At 70.3% G+C, this 14,676-nt stretch carries 15 protein-coding genes; 10 read left to right on the plus strand and 5 right to left on the minus strand.

Translation table 11 applies throughout. The features are described from left to right. Positions 1–38 precede the first annotated feature (38 nt). From MLGJGCBP_RS01555 to MLGJGCBP_RS01575, 5 genes are all read left to right on the plus strand, one after another. Entirely contained in the window at positions 39–1,259 is a 1,221-nt protein-coding gene (locus MLGJGCBP_RS01555; protein WP_160093804.1) for a lipase family protein, read from the plus strand. Between the two features lie 121 nt (positions 1,260–1,380). Then, complete coding sequence (locus tag MLGJGCBP_RS01560) at positions 1,381–2,067, plus strand: SDR family NAD(P)-dependent oxidoreductase (protein ID WP_160093805.1); 687 nt, start codon at positions 1,381–1,383, stop codon at positions 2,065–2,067. Positions 2,068–2,137: 70 nt separating this feature from the next. Beyond that, a complete protein-coding gene (locus tag MLGJGCBP_RS01565) occupies positions 2,138–4,495 on the plus strand; it encodes an ATP-binding protein (RefSeq protein ID WP_160093806.1) in 2,358 nt (785 codons plus the stop codon). Positions 4,496–4,771: 276 nt separating this feature from the next. Then, positions 4,772–5,161, plus strand: coding sequence for a Zn-ribbon domain-containing OB-fold protein (locus MLGJGCBP_RS01570; protein ID WP_087557431.1), 390 nt, complete (start codon positions 4,772–4,774; stop codon positions 5,159–5,161). After that, entirely contained in the window at positions 5,158–5,487 is a 330-nt protein-coding gene (locus MLGJGCBP_RS01575) for a hypothetical protein (protein WP_087557430.1), read from the plus strand. The genes MLGJGCBP_RS01570 and MLGJGCBP_RS01575 overlap by 4 nt, the downstream gene beginning before the upstream one ends. Positions 5,488–5,496: 9 nt before the next feature. Here MLGJGCBP_RS01575 and MLGJGCBP_RS01580 read toward each other — a convergent pair whose 3' ends face one another. Genes MLGJGCBP_RS01580 through MLGJGCBP_RS01590 form a run of 3 tightly spaced genes read right to left on the minus strand, consistent with a single transcriptional unit; the run spans position 5,497 to position 9,106 of the window. Then, positions 5,497–7,593: a xanthine dehydrogenase family protein molybdopterin-binding subunit gene (locus tag MLGJGCBP_RS01580; protein WP_160093807.1), complete on the minus strand. Its 2,097-nt coding sequence runs from the start codon at positions 7,591–7,593 to the stop codon at positions 5,497–5,499. After that, complete coding sequence (locus MLGJGCBP_RS01585) at positions 7,590–8,582, minus strand: FAD binding domain-containing protein (protein ID WP_160093808.1); 993 nt, start codon at positions 8,580–8,582, stop codon at positions 7,590–7,592. The genes MLGJGCBP_RS01580 and MLGJGCBP_RS01585 overlap by 4 nt, the downstream gene beginning before the upstream one ends. After that, positions 8,579–9,106 (minus strand): 2Fe-2S iron-sulfur cluster-binding protein, encoded by a 528-nt coding sequence (locus MLGJGCBP_RS01590; protein ID WP_087557427.1) that lies wholly within the window; start codon positions 9,104–9,106, stop codon positions 8,579–8,581. Before MLGJGCBP_RS01590 ends, MLGJGCBP_RS01585 begins: the two co-directional genes overlap by 4 nt. 111 nt (positions 9,107–9,217) lie before the next feature. On the opposite strand from MLGJGCBP_RS01590, the gene MLGJGCBP_RS01595 reads away from it, so the two are divergent. From MLGJGCBP_RS01595 to MLGJGCBP_RS01610, 4 genes are read left to right on the plus strand one after another with little or no spacing between them, the layout of a single operon-like run. After that, on the plus strand, positions 9,218–9,883 hold the full coding sequence (locus MLGJGCBP_RS01595; RefSeq protein ID WP_087557426.1) for a glycosyltransferase: 666 nt from the start codon (positions 9,218–9,220) through the stop codon (positions 9,881–9,883). Beyond that, a complete protein-coding gene (locus MLGJGCBP_RS01600; RefSeq protein ID WP_160093809.1) occupies positions 9,880–10,845 on the plus strand; it encodes an acyl-CoA dehydrogenase family protein in 966 nt (321 codons plus the stop codon). The genes MLGJGCBP_RS01595 and MLGJGCBP_RS01600 overlap by 4 nt, the downstream gene beginning before the upstream one ends. A 2-nt stretch (positions 10,846–10,847) precedes the next feature. Next, entirely contained in the window at positions 10,848–11,621 is a 774-nt protein-coding gene (locus tag MLGJGCBP_RS01605) for a PIG-L deacetylase family protein (protein ID WP_160093810.1), read from the plus strand. 5 nt (positions 11,622–11,626) lie between these two features. Next, complete coding sequence (locus tag MLGJGCBP_RS01610; RefSeq protein WP_236580872.1) at positions 11,627–12,232, plus strand: class I SAM-dependent DNA methyltransferase; 606 nt, start codon at positions 11,627–11,629, stop codon at positions 12,230–12,232. Positions 12,233–12,245: 13 nt separating this feature from the next. Here MLGJGCBP_RS01610 and phoU read toward each other — a convergent pair whose 3' ends face one another. After that, the gene (gene phoU / locus MLGJGCBP_RS01615; protein ID WP_160093812.1) at positions 12,246–12,893 is read right to left on the minus strand and encodes a phosphate signaling complex protein PhoU; all 648 of its coding nucleotides are present in this window, start codon (positions 12,891–12,893) and stop codon (positions 12,246–12,248) included. A 39-nt stretch (positions 12,894–12,932) separates the two neighbouring features. After that, positions 12,933–13,202 carry a DUF4235 domain-containing protein gene (locus MLGJGCBP_RS01620; RefSeq protein WP_087557421.1) on the minus strand — a complete coding sequence of 90 codons (270 nt, stop codon included), beginning with the start codon at positions 13,200–13,202 and terminating at the stop codon, positions 12,933–12,935. A gap of 133 nt (positions 13,203–13,335) precedes the next feature. On the opposite strand from MLGJGCBP_RS01620, the gene MLGJGCBP_RS01625 reads away from it, so the two are divergent. Beyond that, positions 13,336–14,658, plus strand: coding sequence for an NAD(P)/FAD-dependent oxidoreductase (locus tag MLGJGCBP_RS01625; RefSeq protein ID WP_160093813.1), 1,323 nt, complete (start codon positions 13,336–13,338; stop codon positions 14,656–14,658). Positions 14,659–14,676 lie beyond the last annotated feature (18 nt).

Consider the following 14,676-nt stretch of genomic DNA (forward strand, 5'->3'; position numbering starts at 1 on the left):
GGTAACAATCGATCTCTACCCCCACAACAGGAGGCGACATGAAGCGCTCACGTATCACGAGCCTCACCGCGAGCGCTCTGTGTGCCGCTTTCGTCGCCTGCGCCGCGATCGCGAACGCCGGAGTCGCCGCCGCCCTGCCGATCTATCCCGCCTCCGACCCGGATCCGTTCTACGGGCAGCCACAGGGTCTGGCGGAGGCCGCGGTCGGGGAGCCGCTCGCGGTCCGTCCGATGCCGCCGCTGCTGGCCTTCCCCGACACCGACGTCTGGCAGGTGAAGTACCGCACCACCAACTCGGAGGACCACCCGATCGCGTCGGTGACCACCGTGCTGGTGCCGCGCAACCGGCCGGTGAACGGGCCGTTGCTGTCGTATCAGCACATCATCAACGCGCTCGGGCCGGGGTGCGCGCCGTCGCGGACGCTGTACTCGAACGACCCGGACCTCCAGATCAAGGAGGCACCGGCACTGAACCTGGCACTGCAGCGTGGCTGGACCGTCGCGCTGCCCGACCACCTCGGCCCGAACAGTGCCTACGGTGCTGCCCGGCTCGGCGGAACCATCACACTCGACGGCATCCGCGCGGTGCAGCGGGTGCCGGAACTGGCAGTGGCGGAGAGCCCGGTCGCGCTGGCCGGGTACTCCGGCGGCGGCATGGCCTCGGCGTGGGCCGCGGCACTCGCACCGACGTACGCCCCGGAACTGAACATCGTCGGCGTCGCCGAGGGCGGTGTGCCCATGAACATCGGCAAGATGGCCAACGGTCTCGGCATGCAACCGCATCCGGCGTTCGGTCTCGCGATGGCGGCGGCGCTCGGACTCGAGCGGGAGTACCCGGACAAGCTCCCGATCAGCGAGCAACTCAACGACCGCGGACTGGCGATGCGCGACGAGATGGTCAACGCGTGCACCAACGGCATTCTCGCGGCCGGCGCCGGCCGCAGCGCCACGGAGGTCGCCAAGACCACCGACCTTATGAGCAGTCCGCAGGCCTGGGAGGTGCTGAACGAGAACAGCGTCGAGTTGTACCCGGGCGTTCCGACCGCACCGATCTTCGAATGGCACAGCCCGACCGATGTGCTCATCCCGGTCGATTCGATCGAAGCGACCATCGCCCGGTACTGCGCCGCGGGCGCCAAGGTGCAGTCGGACCTCTTCCCGAGTCCCGATCACCTGACCACGGCCGTCCTGGGCCTGCCGACCGCCCTCGATTACCTCGACGCCCGTTTCCGCGGCGACCCGGCACCGTCCAACTGCTGACCCGGCGGGGTGTCGATCGGCGGCGGGCCACCTGTGGCTCGTCGCCGGATTGTGTTCTGCCCGTGCGCAGTCCGAAAATGTTGAGAGTTTGAGCGGATCTACCAGGGGGTATTCCGAAGCCATGCACCCCAGCACACGCACCGCAGTCGTGACGGGATCTGATTCGCCGATGGGCCGAGCCGTCGCACTGGCGCTCGCGGACGACGGTTTCGACGTGGGCCTCGCGTACGCCGCGGACCGGGACAGCGCCGAAGCCACGGCCGCCGACGTCGAAACCAGATCGGTGCGCGCGGCCGTGCAGCGCATGGATCTGGCCGACCTGCCCGGCTCCGCCACCGCCGTCGACGAGTTCGCCCGGGACCTGGGCGGAATCGGCGTCCTCGTCAGCTGCCCCGGCAGCACGGCCGTCGAGTGCATCCAGCGCGCCGTGCGGTACATGATCGCCGGCGGCGGGGGCGGACGGATCGTCAACGTCACCACCTCCTCTTCGGGTCTCGGCGGGCTGACCGGTCTGCTCGCCGCCGAGCTGGCGCGCTATTCGATCACCGTCAATTCGGTGGTGGTGCCCGCGGTCGAACCGGACTTCGCGGCGCCCGGCCCCGACGACCGGGAAGTCGCGGCGGTGGCGTCGTATCTGTGTGCGTCGGCCGGAATGTTCGTCACCGGCGCCGGATACGTGGTCGACGGCACGCGCATCGCGATGATCCCGCACAGCCTGACCGAGGCCGGCGCGCTGCGTCAGCCCCGGCGCGCCGGCCGCATCCGGTCCTACACCGGCCGCTGGGCGCCCACCCGCTGGACGCGGTGATCGCGGGTCCGTCGAGACTCGCGGACGCGCAGCCGAAAGCGGCGTTGCCCCCGCGCACCGGGAGTACCGTGTGCGCAGGGGGCTGCGAGTCGAGAGTGACGGTGTGATGCCGGCGGCAGTGAAGGGCACAGTGGGAAACCTGCCCCACGAACTGACGAGTTTCGTCGGCCGTCGCCGTGAGGTGACCGAGGCGCGACGCCTGCTGTCCGTGTCCCGTCTGGTGACTCTCGCCGGGATCGGGGGTGTCGGGAAGACCCGGCTTGCGTTACGGGTAGCCGCCGATGCGAGCCGCGCCTTCGAGGACGGTGTGTGGCTGGTCGAGTTGGGGGAACTGGACGACGACACCACACTCGTCGACGCGGTGTCGTCAGCGCTGCGACTGCGGGAGCAGCGCACGGGGAACCCGGAAGTGCTGCTGACCGAGTACCTCGCCGACCGGCAACTGCTGCTGGTACTCGACAACTGCGAGCACGTGGTCGCCGCGGCCGCCGCGCTGTCGGAGACGTTGCTGCGGAGCTGCCCGGAGTTACGGATCCTCGCGACGACCCGGGAACCGCTGGCGATCGGCGGGGAGGCGGTGCTCCGGGTGCCGCCGCTGACGGTGCCGGAACCCGAACGCACCTCCCTGCAGGCCCTGCCGCAGTACGAGGCGGTGACGCTGTTCGTCGAGCGGGCGGCCACCGCGGTGCCGGAGTTCGAACTCACCGAAGAGAACCATGTGGCCGTGGCCCGGATCTGCCGCCAATTGGACGGGTTGCCGCTCGCGATCGAGCTGGCGGCGGTGCGGCTGCGGGTGATGTCGGCGGAACAGATCCTGCAGCGACTGACCGACCGCTACCGGTTGCTGACGGTGGGGTCGCGGGGTGCGCCGAGCCGCCAGCAGACTCTGCGGCTGTGCGTCGACTGGAGTCACGAACTGTGCACCGTGGAGGAACGCGAGCTGTGGGCGCGGCTGTCGGTGTTCGCAGGCGGCTTCGAACTGGACGCGGTGGAGGGAATCTGCGCCGGCGACCTGCCCGTCGAGAACGTCCTCGACGTGGTGGCGTCGTTGATCGACAAGTCGATCCTGATCCGGGAAGAGGTCGGGCCGGCGGTGCGGTACCACCTGCTCGAGACGGTGCGCGACTACGGCCGGGAGAAACTGCAGGAGACCGGCGAGCTCGTGTCGCTGCGGAGGCGGCACCGCGACTGGTATGAGCAGTTGGTGGTGCGGTGCGAGGCCGAGTGGATCGGACCGCGGCAGGTGATGTGGATCGGCCGGCTCGACGCGGAGAAGCTGAACGTGCGGGCCGCGCTGCATTTCTGCCTGACCGAGCCGGGGGAGTCCGAACCGGGACTGCGGACCGCCGCCGCACTGTATCCGTACTGGCGTGCCCGGGGACAGCTCCGCGAGGGGCGCCGCTGGCTCGGGCAACTGCTGGGACGGCACCCGGGCGGCGCGAGCCGGGAACGGATCGAGGCGCTGTACGTCGACGGTGTGCTCGCGGGCATGCACGGCGACCGGGAGGCCGCGAAGGCACTGGTCGACGAGGGGGCCGTCCTCGCCGAACGGAACGGCGACACGGTCCTCGGCGCCCTCGTGATGCATGCCGCCGGGTGCTGCGCCATGTTCGCCGGCGACCTGCCGCGGGCGCGGGCATGCTTCGAGGAGGCGCTGCCCGTGTTCCGCGACCGGGGCAGCCTGCTCCAACTGGCGTGGGGATTGCTCGGGGTGGCGCTGGTCAGCGGCATGCAGGGCGACGGTGCGGTCGCGAAGATGTGCGGATCCGAGATCTTCGCGCTCACCGAGGCCCACGGCGAATCGGTGTATCGCGGCTGGTCGCTGTGGGCGGCGGGAATGGCGGCATGGCAGCGCGGGCACCTCGCCCTCGCCGACGACTACGTCAAGCAGGGACTGCGGCTGTCGCATCTGGTGGACGACCGGATCAGCGCCTGCGGGGCCCTCGAGGTGCTCGCGTGGGTGGCCGTCGGCTCCGGCCGGGCCCGGAACGCCGCTGAACTGATGGGTGCCGCGGCGGCCGTCGCACGGGCCGTCGGCAACCCGAGCACCGTCTACCCGAACCTGCTCGTCCACCACGCGGAATGTGAGCAGCAGGCACGAGCCGTGATCGGGGACCGCGCGTTCGACGCGGCGTTCGACCATGGCATGCACACGTCCTTCGACGACGCGGTCGGGCTCGCGCTGGACGAGCGGCGACCCGACGCCGCGGCGTCGTCGAACGGGACGACGCACCTGACCCGGCGCGAATCGCAGGTGGCCGAACTGGTCGCCGAGGGGCTGACCAACAAGGCGATCGCGGCACGGCTGGTGATCTCCCAGCGCACGGCGCAGGGGCACGTCGAGCACATTCTCGCGAAACTGGGTTTCACCTCACGCACCCAGATCGCGGCGTGGATCGTCGAAAACGCGCAGGACCCGCACCCCTGACCTCGCCCCGCGCGGGGCGAAATAGGTATGTCTCCGGGTAGTTCAGCCGCTGTACTTCCGCGCTGCGGACGGGATGCTCATACACGTCCCCCACTCCGGCTCCAGACCGAGGCCCCCGATGTCCACTGATCCCCGAATGCACCGAAAGCCCGACCCCCAACTTCCACTGCCCCCGACGCTCCGTCGGGTGCACACCGCCGACCGGTGTCTCGAGTGGACCGGGGGGAAACATGTGGCATGCGACGCGGTGGGGCAGGATCTCGTGGGGGTGACGGCGTGACCACCGAAAATATGACCCGCTGGCAAGGAATCGCACAGAAGTGCGAACTGATGATCCAGCGGTGCCTCAACTGCACGACCCTGCTCGCGCCGTTGATGGCCACGTGCTCCGCCTGCCAGGGTTCGAACCTCGAACGGGTCCCGTCGTGCGGAGTCGGGTCGATCGTGTCCTCGAAGGTGGTCGACCGAGGGCACAGCGGCATCGACCGTGGCCGCGCCCCCTGCACGATCGCGATCGTCGAACTCGACGAAGGTCCGTGGGTGTACACCTGGATCGACGGCGACATCCCGGCACCGTCCGACTGCCCGGTCCGGGTCGAGTTCCGTCCGGCGTCGACAGCGGAACAGCTGCCGGTGTTCGCCGTCCGCTCCGGTGATCCGCGATGACCGCCGTGGCGACCGAGACCGTGGGCGAACCGGAAGAAGCGTTCGGCACCGAATGGCTGCGCCTGGCGCTGCGCCGGTGCGAGTTGCTCGCGCAGATGCACTCGGTGAGCTCGGATGCACGCTGGATGATCAGTTTCGCGATTCAATGGGCGCCGTTCGGCGGTGCGAGCGCGGCGGAACTGCTGGAACGATTCGGCGTCAACCGCCGTCGTTTCATGGAACTCGTGCTCGACGGACTCGCACCGAAGGCCACCGACATCCAGAAGATCCGCGCGATGAAAGGTCAGTTGCGTACCTCACTCGCACAGGCGTGGGGCGTGCAGTAGCCCGGCCGGTCACCCCGGCAGCAGATCGTCCAGGTGGATCGGCACCTTCCGCACCCGGACCCCGGTGGCGTGATGCACCGCGTTCGCCACCGCGGCCGCGGCCCCGACGATGCCGATCTCTCCGGCGCCCTTCGACCCCGTCGGACCGGCGTGCTCGTCGACGTCGTCGAGGCACACCGCGTCCAGATACCTGATGTCGGCGTGTGTGCTGACGTGATAGGAGGCCAGGTCCTGGGTCACGACGTGGCCGAACCGAGGGTCGTTCACGCTGCTCTCGTGCAGAGCCATCGACACCCCCATCGTCATGCCGCCGATGAGCTGCGACCGCACCGTCCGGGCGTTGACGACCCGGCCGATCGCGAACACGCCCAGCATGCGTTCGACGCGGATCTCGCAGGAGTCGCGGCGGACGTGCGCCTCCACGAAATGGGCGCCGAACGAATGGAGCGCGAACCTCTCGGCGTCGGGATTGTCGAGGGTCCCCGCACTCGCCTCCGCACCCGGGACCGGGGTGGTGCCGTATTGGTCCCGGAACGCGCGGGCCGCCGCGACGATCGCACTGCCCCAGGACGTGGTTCCCGTGGAGCCCCCGGCGACCGTCGCAGGCGGAAGGTTCGTGTCACCGATCTGCAGGACGATCGAGTCCAGCGGGCACCCCAGCGCGTCGGCGGCGATCTGGGTGAGCGCCGTCCACGCCCCGGTGCCGATGTCGACCGAACCGATCTGCACGGTGTAGGTGCCGTCGGATTCGTACACGATCCGGGCCACCGATCCCGGCGTGGTGTTCGCGGGGTACGTCGCGGAGGCCACGCCCAACCCCACCTGCCACTCCGAGTCCGACCGTGACCGCGTCGTCGCGTCGCGGTCCGCCCACCCGAAACGCCGGGCGCCCTCCCTCAGGCAGTCGGTGAGGCGTCGACCCGACCACGGGCGGCCCGAACTCGGGTCGACGTCGGGCTCGTTGCGGATCCGCAGTTCGACCGGATCCAGTTCACAGGCCACGGCCAGTTCGTCCATCGCCACCTCGGCCGCGTACATGCCCGGCGTCTCGCCGGGCGCACGCATCCACGAGGGGGCGGGCACGTCGAGGGCCGCGAGACGGTGGGCGGTGTGCCGGTTCGGCGTGGAGTACATCATCCGCGACGGGACCGCCGACTGTTCGGCGAACTCCTTGATCTTCGCGGACTGCTCGATCGCCTCGTGGGAGAGCGCGGTCAGCCGTCCGTCGGCGTCCGCGCCGAGCCGGATGCGCTGCACCGTGGCGGTGCGATACGCGGAGAGGGCGAACATCTGCTGCCGGGTCAGCGCGAACTTCACCGGCCGTCCGGCCGTCCGCTGGGCCGCCAGCACCGCCAGCACGTTGTGCGCGTGCGGCAGTCCCTTCGACCCGAACCCGCCGCCGACGTACGGGGCGATCACCCGCACCTGTTCGACTTCGAGTCCGAACAGCGGTGCCAGGGTCTGCCGCACGGAATGGACGCCCTGCGTCGAATCATGCAGTGTCAGAACCGGTCCGCTGCCGCCCGGGGTCCACCGGGCGATGGTGGTGTGCGGTTCCATCGGATTGTTGTGTTCCATCGCGGTGGAGTACACCTGATCGACCGTGACCGATGCGGCGGCGAGTGCGGCCTCGACATCGCCGTCGTCGGTGTCGGTCGGGAACCCGGCGTTGACGTCGTCGGGGGCGTACAGATCGCCTCGGTCGGAACGGAAGTCGGTGTCGTGGGGTGCCTCGTCGTAGTCGACACGGATGAGGCCCGCACCGTGCCGGGCGACTTCCGGTGATTCGGCGACCACCGCGCCGACGAACTGGCCGCGGAAGTGGACCTCGGGGTCCTGCAGGATCGTCAGTTCCCCGTCCGAGGTGTCCGCGAGACGGGGCGCGTCGAACACCGTCAGGACCGCGAGCACCCCGTCCAGGGCCTCCGCGTCGGCCGTGTGCATGGCGGTGACCCGGCCGCGGCCGATCGTCGACAGGATCGGGTACAGATATGTCGGGTCGGCCACGGTGTGCTCGAACGCGTACGACGCCGTCCCGGTCACCTTGTCGTGGGCGTCGAGGCGTTCGGCGGGGGTTCCGATCACTTTCGGCTCGACGAGCGTCATCGGTACGCCTCCTCGGCGAGAGACCGGAGTACCGACACGAGTACCCGGCGGGTCAGCACGACCTTGAACTCGTTGCCCGGAAGCGGCTGTGCGGCGGCGAGTTCCGATTCGGCCGCCGCGGTGAATGTGTCCTCCGTGGGTGGCGACCCGAGCAGGACCTCCTCGGCGCGTGTGGCGCGCCAGGGCCGGTGTGCGACCCCACCGAGCGCGACCCGCGCCGACGTGATCGACGCGTCGTCGATGGTCAGTTCGGCGGCCACCGACACAACGGCGAACGCGAAGGACGCCCGGTCCCGCACCTTCCGGTACGCGGACCGGTTCCCGGCGGGCGGTGGGGGCAACTCCACGGCGGTCACGAGGTCGCCGTGCCGCAGGACGGTGTCGAGGTCGGGCCGGTCCCCGGGAAGCCGGTAGAACTCGCGGAGCGGGATCCGCCGTTCCCCGCCGGTGTCGCGCACCACCACGACCGCGTCGAGGGCCGTCATCGCGACGGCCATGTCGGACGGATGCACGGCGACACAGTGCTCCGAGGCACCGAGAATGGCATGGTAGCGGACGTAACCACCGAGCGCGGAACAGCCGGTGCCGGGTTCGCGTTTGTTGCACGGCGTCGTGACGTCCTGGAAATACACGCAGCGGGTCCGCTGGAGCAGGTTTCCCGCGGTCGTCGCGAGGTTGCGCAGCTGTCCCGACGCACCGGACAGGAGCGCGCGCGACAGCATCGGGTACCGGGCCCGCACGACGTCGTGCGCGGCGAGGTCGCTGTTGCGGACCGCGGCGCCGATGCGAAGCCCGCCGTCGGGAAGTGCCTCGACGCCGTCGAGGGGGAGTCGGCTCACATCGACGAGGAGATGCGGCCCCGCCACCCCGAGTTTCATGTGGTCCACCAGGTTGGTGCCCCCGGCGAGGAACGCCGCCCGCGGGTCGGCCGTGACGGTGGCGACGGCGCTGTCGACGTCGGTGGCCCGCTCGTAATCGAAGGGAATCACGCCTCCGCCGCCTGCCGGATCGCCGCGAGGATGTTCGGGTAGGCGCCACACCGGCAGAGGTTCCCGCTCATCCGTTCCCGGATCTCGTCGTCGGTGAGTTCGGGCGGAGCGGTCAGGTTCTCGGTGACGGCACTCGGCTGCAGGGCCAGGAACTCGTCCAACATGCCGATTGCCGAACAGATCTGACCGGGCGTGCAGTAGCCGCACTGCAGTCCGTCCTGCTCGACGAACGCCTGCTGAACGGAATGCAACACGTCGCCGTCGGCCAGACCGTGCGCGGTGACGACGCGGGCACCGTCGTGGGCGACGGCGAACGTCAGGCAGGACGTGGCACGCCTGCCGTCGAGGAGGACGGTGCACGAACCGCACTGACCGTGGTCGCAGCCCTTCTTCGGCGCGGTGACCCCGAGGTGGTCGCGGAGCGCGTCGAGCAGGGTGGTGCGGGTGTCCACGTCGAGGGTCCGTTCCTCGCCGTCCACGGTGAGCACGATCTTCCGGTAGCGGGGGCTGTCCGCGGCATTCATGGCGGGAGGTTACCCGCGCAGGGCGATCCCGAATCGGGCCCGCGGTGGTTCCGCCGCCGACGGACTGGGTACTTGCTGAACCCGGAACAGTGGCTGAGCGGAAGGGACGTCATGCGCGTCGAACACATCACGGTGGTCGTGCCCGCCCACGACGAGGAAGCACTGCTGTCGTGCTGCCTCGACGGGGTGCAGACCGCCGCCCGGCAGGTGCCGGTGCCGGTCACGACGGTGGTGGTGCTCGACGGCTGCACCGACGGCAGCGAGGCCGTCGCCCGCGCGGCGGACGTCGAGGTCGTGGTGCTGGGTGCACGGAACGTCGGCGCCGCCCGGCGCGCGGGTTTCGACTCGGTCGCCGCGCGCCCACACGAATGGTTCGCGACCACGGACGCGGATTCGATCGTTCCTGCGCACTGGCTGTCCTCCCAGCTGCAGCACGCGAGTCGCGGGGCGCAGCTGGTGGCGGGCACGGTGACGGTCACCGACTGGTCGGCGTGGCCCGACCACGTCCGGTCGCGGTACGGCAGCGCCTACCGCTCCGGAACCGCCCACGGACACGTGCACGGCGCGTCCCTGGGATTCTCCGCGGACCTGTACCGGGCGGTGGGCGGGTTCGCCGCCCTGCCCGCGCACGAGGACGTGGACCTGGTGCAGCGGATGGTCGAACGCGGAGCGCACGTGGTGTGGAGTATCGACGCGCCGGTGGAGACGTCGGCACGAGCCGACGCCCGCGCCCCACAAGGCTTCGCCACCTACCTGGAGGGACTGCAGGACCGATGAGCACCGATGTCACCCACGACAGCAGCCCGACCCACGCCGCCGTGCGGGCGATCATCCGCTCGGGCGCCGCGGAACTGCCGCTGCCCGGCGGCGGGTTCACCGCGGCCCGGTGGGCGCAGCTCACAGAGTGGTGCCGCCGCGACCTCTCGGTCGGCCGGCTGCTCGAGGCACACGCCGACGCGGACGCGATCCTCGCCGAGATCGACGGCACCCGCGCAGGCCGGGACGAGTGGTGGGGCGTCTGGGCCAGCGAACCACCACACCCGGTCCTGGACGCCGCCCGCGACGCGAGCGGATGGCGACTGCGGGGAACGAAGGCGTGGTGCTCCGGAGCGTCGATGTGCACGCACGCCCTGGTCACGGCGCGCGTCGACGGGCAACCCCGGCTGTTCGCCGTCGATCTTCGCGAACCCGGGGTCACGCCGGGTCACGGGGGCTGGCGCAATCCGGGGATGGCGGCGACGGACACCGAGACGGTGACGTTCGACGGCGTTCCCGCGCGAGCCGTCGGCGCCGCGGACCGTTACCTCGACCGGGCAGGGTTCTGGCACGGCGGCATCGGGGTGGCGGCGTGCTGGTTCGGTGGCGCCCTCGCCGTCGCGGAACCGCTGCGGGTTCGCGCGCGCGGCGGCCGGGCGGACAGTCACCAACTCGCGCACCTCGGCGCGATCGACGTCGCCGTCAGCGCGACACGATGGGCACTCGAATCGGCGGCCGCGGAGGTGGACTCGGGTCCGCTCGATCGAAGGTCCGCCCAGGTGTGTGCGTTCCGGGTGCGGGGGCTCGTCGAGCGCACCGCGAGCGAGGTGATCGACCGTGTCGGCCGCGCGCTGGGCGCCGCTCCGCTCGCGGCCGACGCAGACCATGCCCGCAACGTTGCGGACCTGCTCGTCTACATCCGGCAATCCCACGCCGAGCGCGATCTCGCGACACTCGGCGAACTCGTCGCGGGGGAGGACTGACCGTGGACAACGCCACCAGATTCCGGGAGACACCCGTAGCCGGCCGGGGCACCCCGGAGCACGTGTGGCAGCCGTGGCTGGCCTCCGTCCGGTGTCCGCCGATACCGCTCACGGAATGCGACCGCTTGGTTGTCGTCGCGCCGCATCCCGACGACGAGGTACTCGGCGTGGGCGCCCTGATGGCCACCGCGGCGACCGCCGGTGTTCCCGTCCAGGTCGTGGCCGTCACCGACGGCGGGGCGTCGCATCCGCAGTCGCCGACCCTGTCACCCGCCGCGCTGGCGGCCGCGCGGATCGCCGAATCGAACCGCGCGACAGCGCTGTTGAGCGTCGGCGAACCACTCCGCCTCGGATTGTCGGACGGGGGTGTGTGTGCGCGCGAACGCGAACTCACCACGCGCCTCGTCGACGTGCTCACCGCGACCGCCCGGGCCGGGGAGGCAGTGTGGGTCCTCGCGACCTGGCGGGGTGACGGTCACCCCGATCACGAAGCCACCGGAAGGGCTGCGGCGCAGGCATGTTCGATTACCGGCCAGCGTCTGGTGGAGTACCCGGTCTGGATGTGGCACTGGGCCCGGCCGGCCGATGCATCGGTGCCGTGGAACCGGATGCGCGCACTGGCACCGACGCCCGACATACTGGCGCGCAAACGCCGGGCCGTCGACGAATTCCGCACCCAGATCCAGCCACTGTCCGAGGACCCCCGGGACGCCGCGATCCTCCCGCCGTGGGTGCTGGCGCGACTGATGCGGACGACGGAACGGGTGCTGTGGTGAGCGCGATGGATCCCGACTACTTCGAGTCGATGTACGCGGAATCGGCGGACCCGTGGGGGTTCGACGACCGGTGGTACGAGCGCCGCAAGTATGCGCTCACCCTCGCCGCGCTGCCCCGTCCGCACTATCGGCGGGCGTGCGAACCGGGATGCTCGATCGGGGTACTGACGGCGCAGTTGGCGAGACGCTGCGACCGGGTCGTCGCAACGGACGTGGTGCCTCGCGCGTTGGCGAGCGCGCGGGACCGGGTGCGCCGTGAGGGAGTGGCCGACCGGGTGGACCTGGACCGGGCGTCGCTCCTCGATCCGTGGCCGGCAGGCACCTTCGACCTCGTCGTGCTCAGCGAGGTGCTGTACTACCTGACGCCCGCAGACCTGGGCATCGTGCTGGGGCGGGCCGTCGACGCCCTGGAGGAGGGCGGCACCCTCGTGGCGGTGCATTGGCAGCATCCGGTGCCCGAATACCCGCAGACCGGCCGCGCGGTGCACGACGCCGTCGCGGCGCGCGACGGCCTCCGCCGCGTCGGGTCGTACCGCGACGCGGACTTCCATCTCGACGTCTACACCCGGGGTGCGACGCCGTCAGTCGCGGCGGCAGAAGGGCTGAGCTGACCGGTCGGCGCTCTCACTGTTCGGGCAGACTGCCGGTCTCCAGGAAGATGACCCGCCTGCCGATCTCCACCGTGTGGTCGCAGAACCGCTCGTAGAAGCGGCCGAGCAGGGTGATGTCGACGGCCGACTGGACACCGTGCGGCCAGTCCTCCGCCTGGGTGATCGTGAACAGGCTGCGGTGCAGGTCGTCCATCGCCTCGTCCGCCGTCAGCAATCCGCGGGCGCGCTCGGGGTCGCGGTGCTGCAGCACCTGTTCGGTCTCCCTCGCCTGCGCGACAGCAACGGTGCCCATCTCGGTGAACACGTCCCGTACCTCGTCGGGGACGACGTGGTCGGGATGCCGCCGGCGGGCGATCTTCGCGATATGCACCGCGAGACCGCCCATCCTGTGCAGATCCGCGGAGATGTGGAGCCCGCCGACCATGAATCGGAGATCGTGAGCCACCGGCGCCTGCAGCGCCAGGAGCGCGAACGCACGTTTCTCCCAGTGCGCCGCGGCATCGTCGAGCTCGCCGCTCACATCGATGACGTGCTCGGCGAGCTCGAGGTCGGCCTGCAGCAGTGCGTCGCTCGCCTCCGACATCGCGGTGACGGACAGCCGGCACATCGCAGCGAGATCGCCGGACAGGCTGTCGAGATTTTCCGCGAAACGGGTACGCATCGGCTCAGCCTAGGGGTGTTCTGGGACAAGTGCCTCGCTCTACCGGGGGTCGGCGTGGGCCAGCTTCCGGTACCCCTGGGCACCCGCCCGGTCGACCGCCGCCTTGACCAGGCCGAACACGATGCCCTGCACGGCGGCCGCGATCAGCACTTCGCGGGTGCTGCGGGACAGATCCTTGGGGTCGGGAGCCTCGGATTCGCCTGCGACACGCTTCCACACCTGACCGAACACGGCGCTCGCCGCCAGTCCGCCGGCGACACTCGCAGCCAGCGCCAACGGTTTGTACATCACTTTCGATGCCGCACTCATGTTCCCGCCCTTCGCATTCGATCCCGTCGATCGTTCTCCGCCGGTCGAGTACCCGAATTCGCCGTCCTCACACCGCCGCGGTCGTGACCGGGGGATTGTTTCGTTCGACGCGGGGTTGGGGAAAGCGTTCCGTATGACCCAGGAATCAGCTGGAGAGCCGACTCGCATCGTCGTCGTGGGCAGCGGCTTCGCCGGATTCGAGTGCGCCCGCGCTCTGGCGCGGCGCCTCCGGGGGACCGACGCCCGCGTCATCATGATCTCGCCCCACGACTACATGCTCTACACACCGCTCCTGCCCGAGGTGGCGGGCGGGATCCTGGACGCACGGTTCGTCACCGTGCCACTGTCCGAGGCGCTGCCGGACGTCGAACTGGTGACGGGCCGGGTCGACGCCGTCGACTTCGAGGCCCGCACCGTGCACGTCACCGACTGCGAGCAGGGCGTGGAGCAGGTGGCATGGGACCGGGTGGTGCTCACCCCCGGATCGGTGACCCGGTTGTTCGACATTCCCGGCCTCGCCGAGCATGCCAGGGGACTGAAGACGCCGGCCGAGGCGCTGTACTTCCGTGACCAGCTGCTCACCCAGATCGAACTCGCCGAGCGGGACACCGACCCCCGGGTCGCCGACGCCCGCCGGACGGTCGTCGTGGTCGGTGCCTCCTACGCGGGCACCGAACTCATGGCCCAACTCCGCGCCCTGGCCGACGAAGCAGCGTCCCGCCGCAACCTCGACCCCGCGAAAATCCGGTTCCTGCTGCTCGATGCCGCCGACAAGGTGATGCCCGAGGTGGGCGAGAAGCTGGGGGACAAGGTGCTGGAGGTGCTGCGCTCCCGTGGCATCGACGTGCGACTCGACACCACCCTGACGGAACTCGGACCCGAGCACGTCACCCTCGACGACGGAACCGTGATACCCACCCGGACGGTCGCCTGGGTGACGGGGGTGACCGCCAGCCCCCTCGTCGACACGCTCGGATTGCCCACCGAGAAGGGCAGATTGACGGTGCGCCCCGATCTGTCGGTCGACGGGCATCCCGACGTCTTCGCGGGCGGCGACGCCGCGGCCGTTCCGGATCCGAAGAACAGCGGATCGATCACCCCGCCCACCGCGCAGCACGCCGTCCGGCAGGGGCGGGCCCTCGCCCGCAACGTCGCCGCGAGCCTCGGCGTAGGTGACGCGGAACCGTACACCCATCGCGACATGGGTCTCGTCGTGGATCTCGGCCCGGGGTTCGCGGTCGCCAATCCCTTCGGCATCCGGCTGTCGGGGTTCCTCGCGAAGGTGGTCACCCGGGCTTATCACCTCTACGCCATGCCGAACGCCGCCAACCGCTGGGCGGTCGCACTCGCCTACCTCACCGATCTGATCTTCCCGCGCCCACTCGTGTCGATCGGGCTGGTCACGGATTCGGAATCACGGTTCGCGTCCGGGGAGGAAATCGGAGCGCAGGCCTGAAACGTCGGAAAGGAACAG

Source organism: Rhodococcus sp. T7 (assembly GCF_009872365.1).
Lineage (GTDB): Bacteria > Actinomycetota > Actinomycetes > Mycobacteriales > Mycobacteriaceae > Rhodococcus_F.

Bases quoted from the DNA above. Each gene is read 5' to 3' on its own strand.
- MLGJGCBP_RS01555 (WP_160093804.1), top strand. From the start codon at position 39: ATGAAGCGCTCACGTATCACGAGCCTCACCGCGAGCGCTCTGTGTGCC.
- MLGJGCBP_RS01560 (WP_160093805.1), top strand. From the start codon at position 1,381: ATGCACCCCAGCACACGCACCGCAGTCGTGACGGGATCTGATTCGCCG.
- MLGJGCBP_RS01575 (WP_087557430.1), top strand. From the start codon at position 5,158: ATGACCGCCGTGGCGACCGAGACCGTGGGCGAACCGGAAGAAGCGTTC.
- MLGJGCBP_RS01580 (WP_160093807.1), bottom strand. From the start codon at position 7,593: ATGACGCTCGTCGAGCCGAAAGTGATCGGAACCCCCGCCGAACGCCTC.
- MLGJGCBP_RS01590 (WP_087557427.1), bottom strand. From the start codon at position 9,106: ATGAATGCCGCGGACAGCCCCCGCTACCGGAAGATCGTGCTCACCGTG.
- MLGJGCBP_RS01595 (WP_087557426.1), top strand. From the start codon at position 9,218: ATGCGCGTCGAACACATCACGGTGGTCGTGCCCGCCCACGACGAGGAA.
- MLGJGCBP_RS01600 (WP_160093809.1), top strand. From the start codon at position 9,880: ATGAGCACCGATGTCACCCACGACAGCAGCCCGACCCACGCCGCCGTG.
- MLGJGCBP_RS01610 (WP_236580872.1), top strand. From the start codon at position 11,627: ATGGATCCCGACTACTTCGAGTCGATGTACGCGGAATCGGCGGACCCG.
- phoU (WP_160093812.1), bottom strand. From the start codon at position 12,893: ATGCGTACCCGTTTCGCGGAAAATCTCGACAGCCTGTCCGGCGATCTC.
- MLGJGCBP_RS01620 (WP_087557421.1), bottom strand. From the start codon at position 13,202: ATGAGTGCGGCATCGAAAGTGATGTACAAACCGTTGGCGCTGGCTGCG.
- MLGJGCBP_RS01625 (WP_160093813.1), top strand. From the start codon at position 13,336: ATGACCCAGGAATCAGCTGGAGAGCCGACTCGCATCGTCGTCGTGGGC.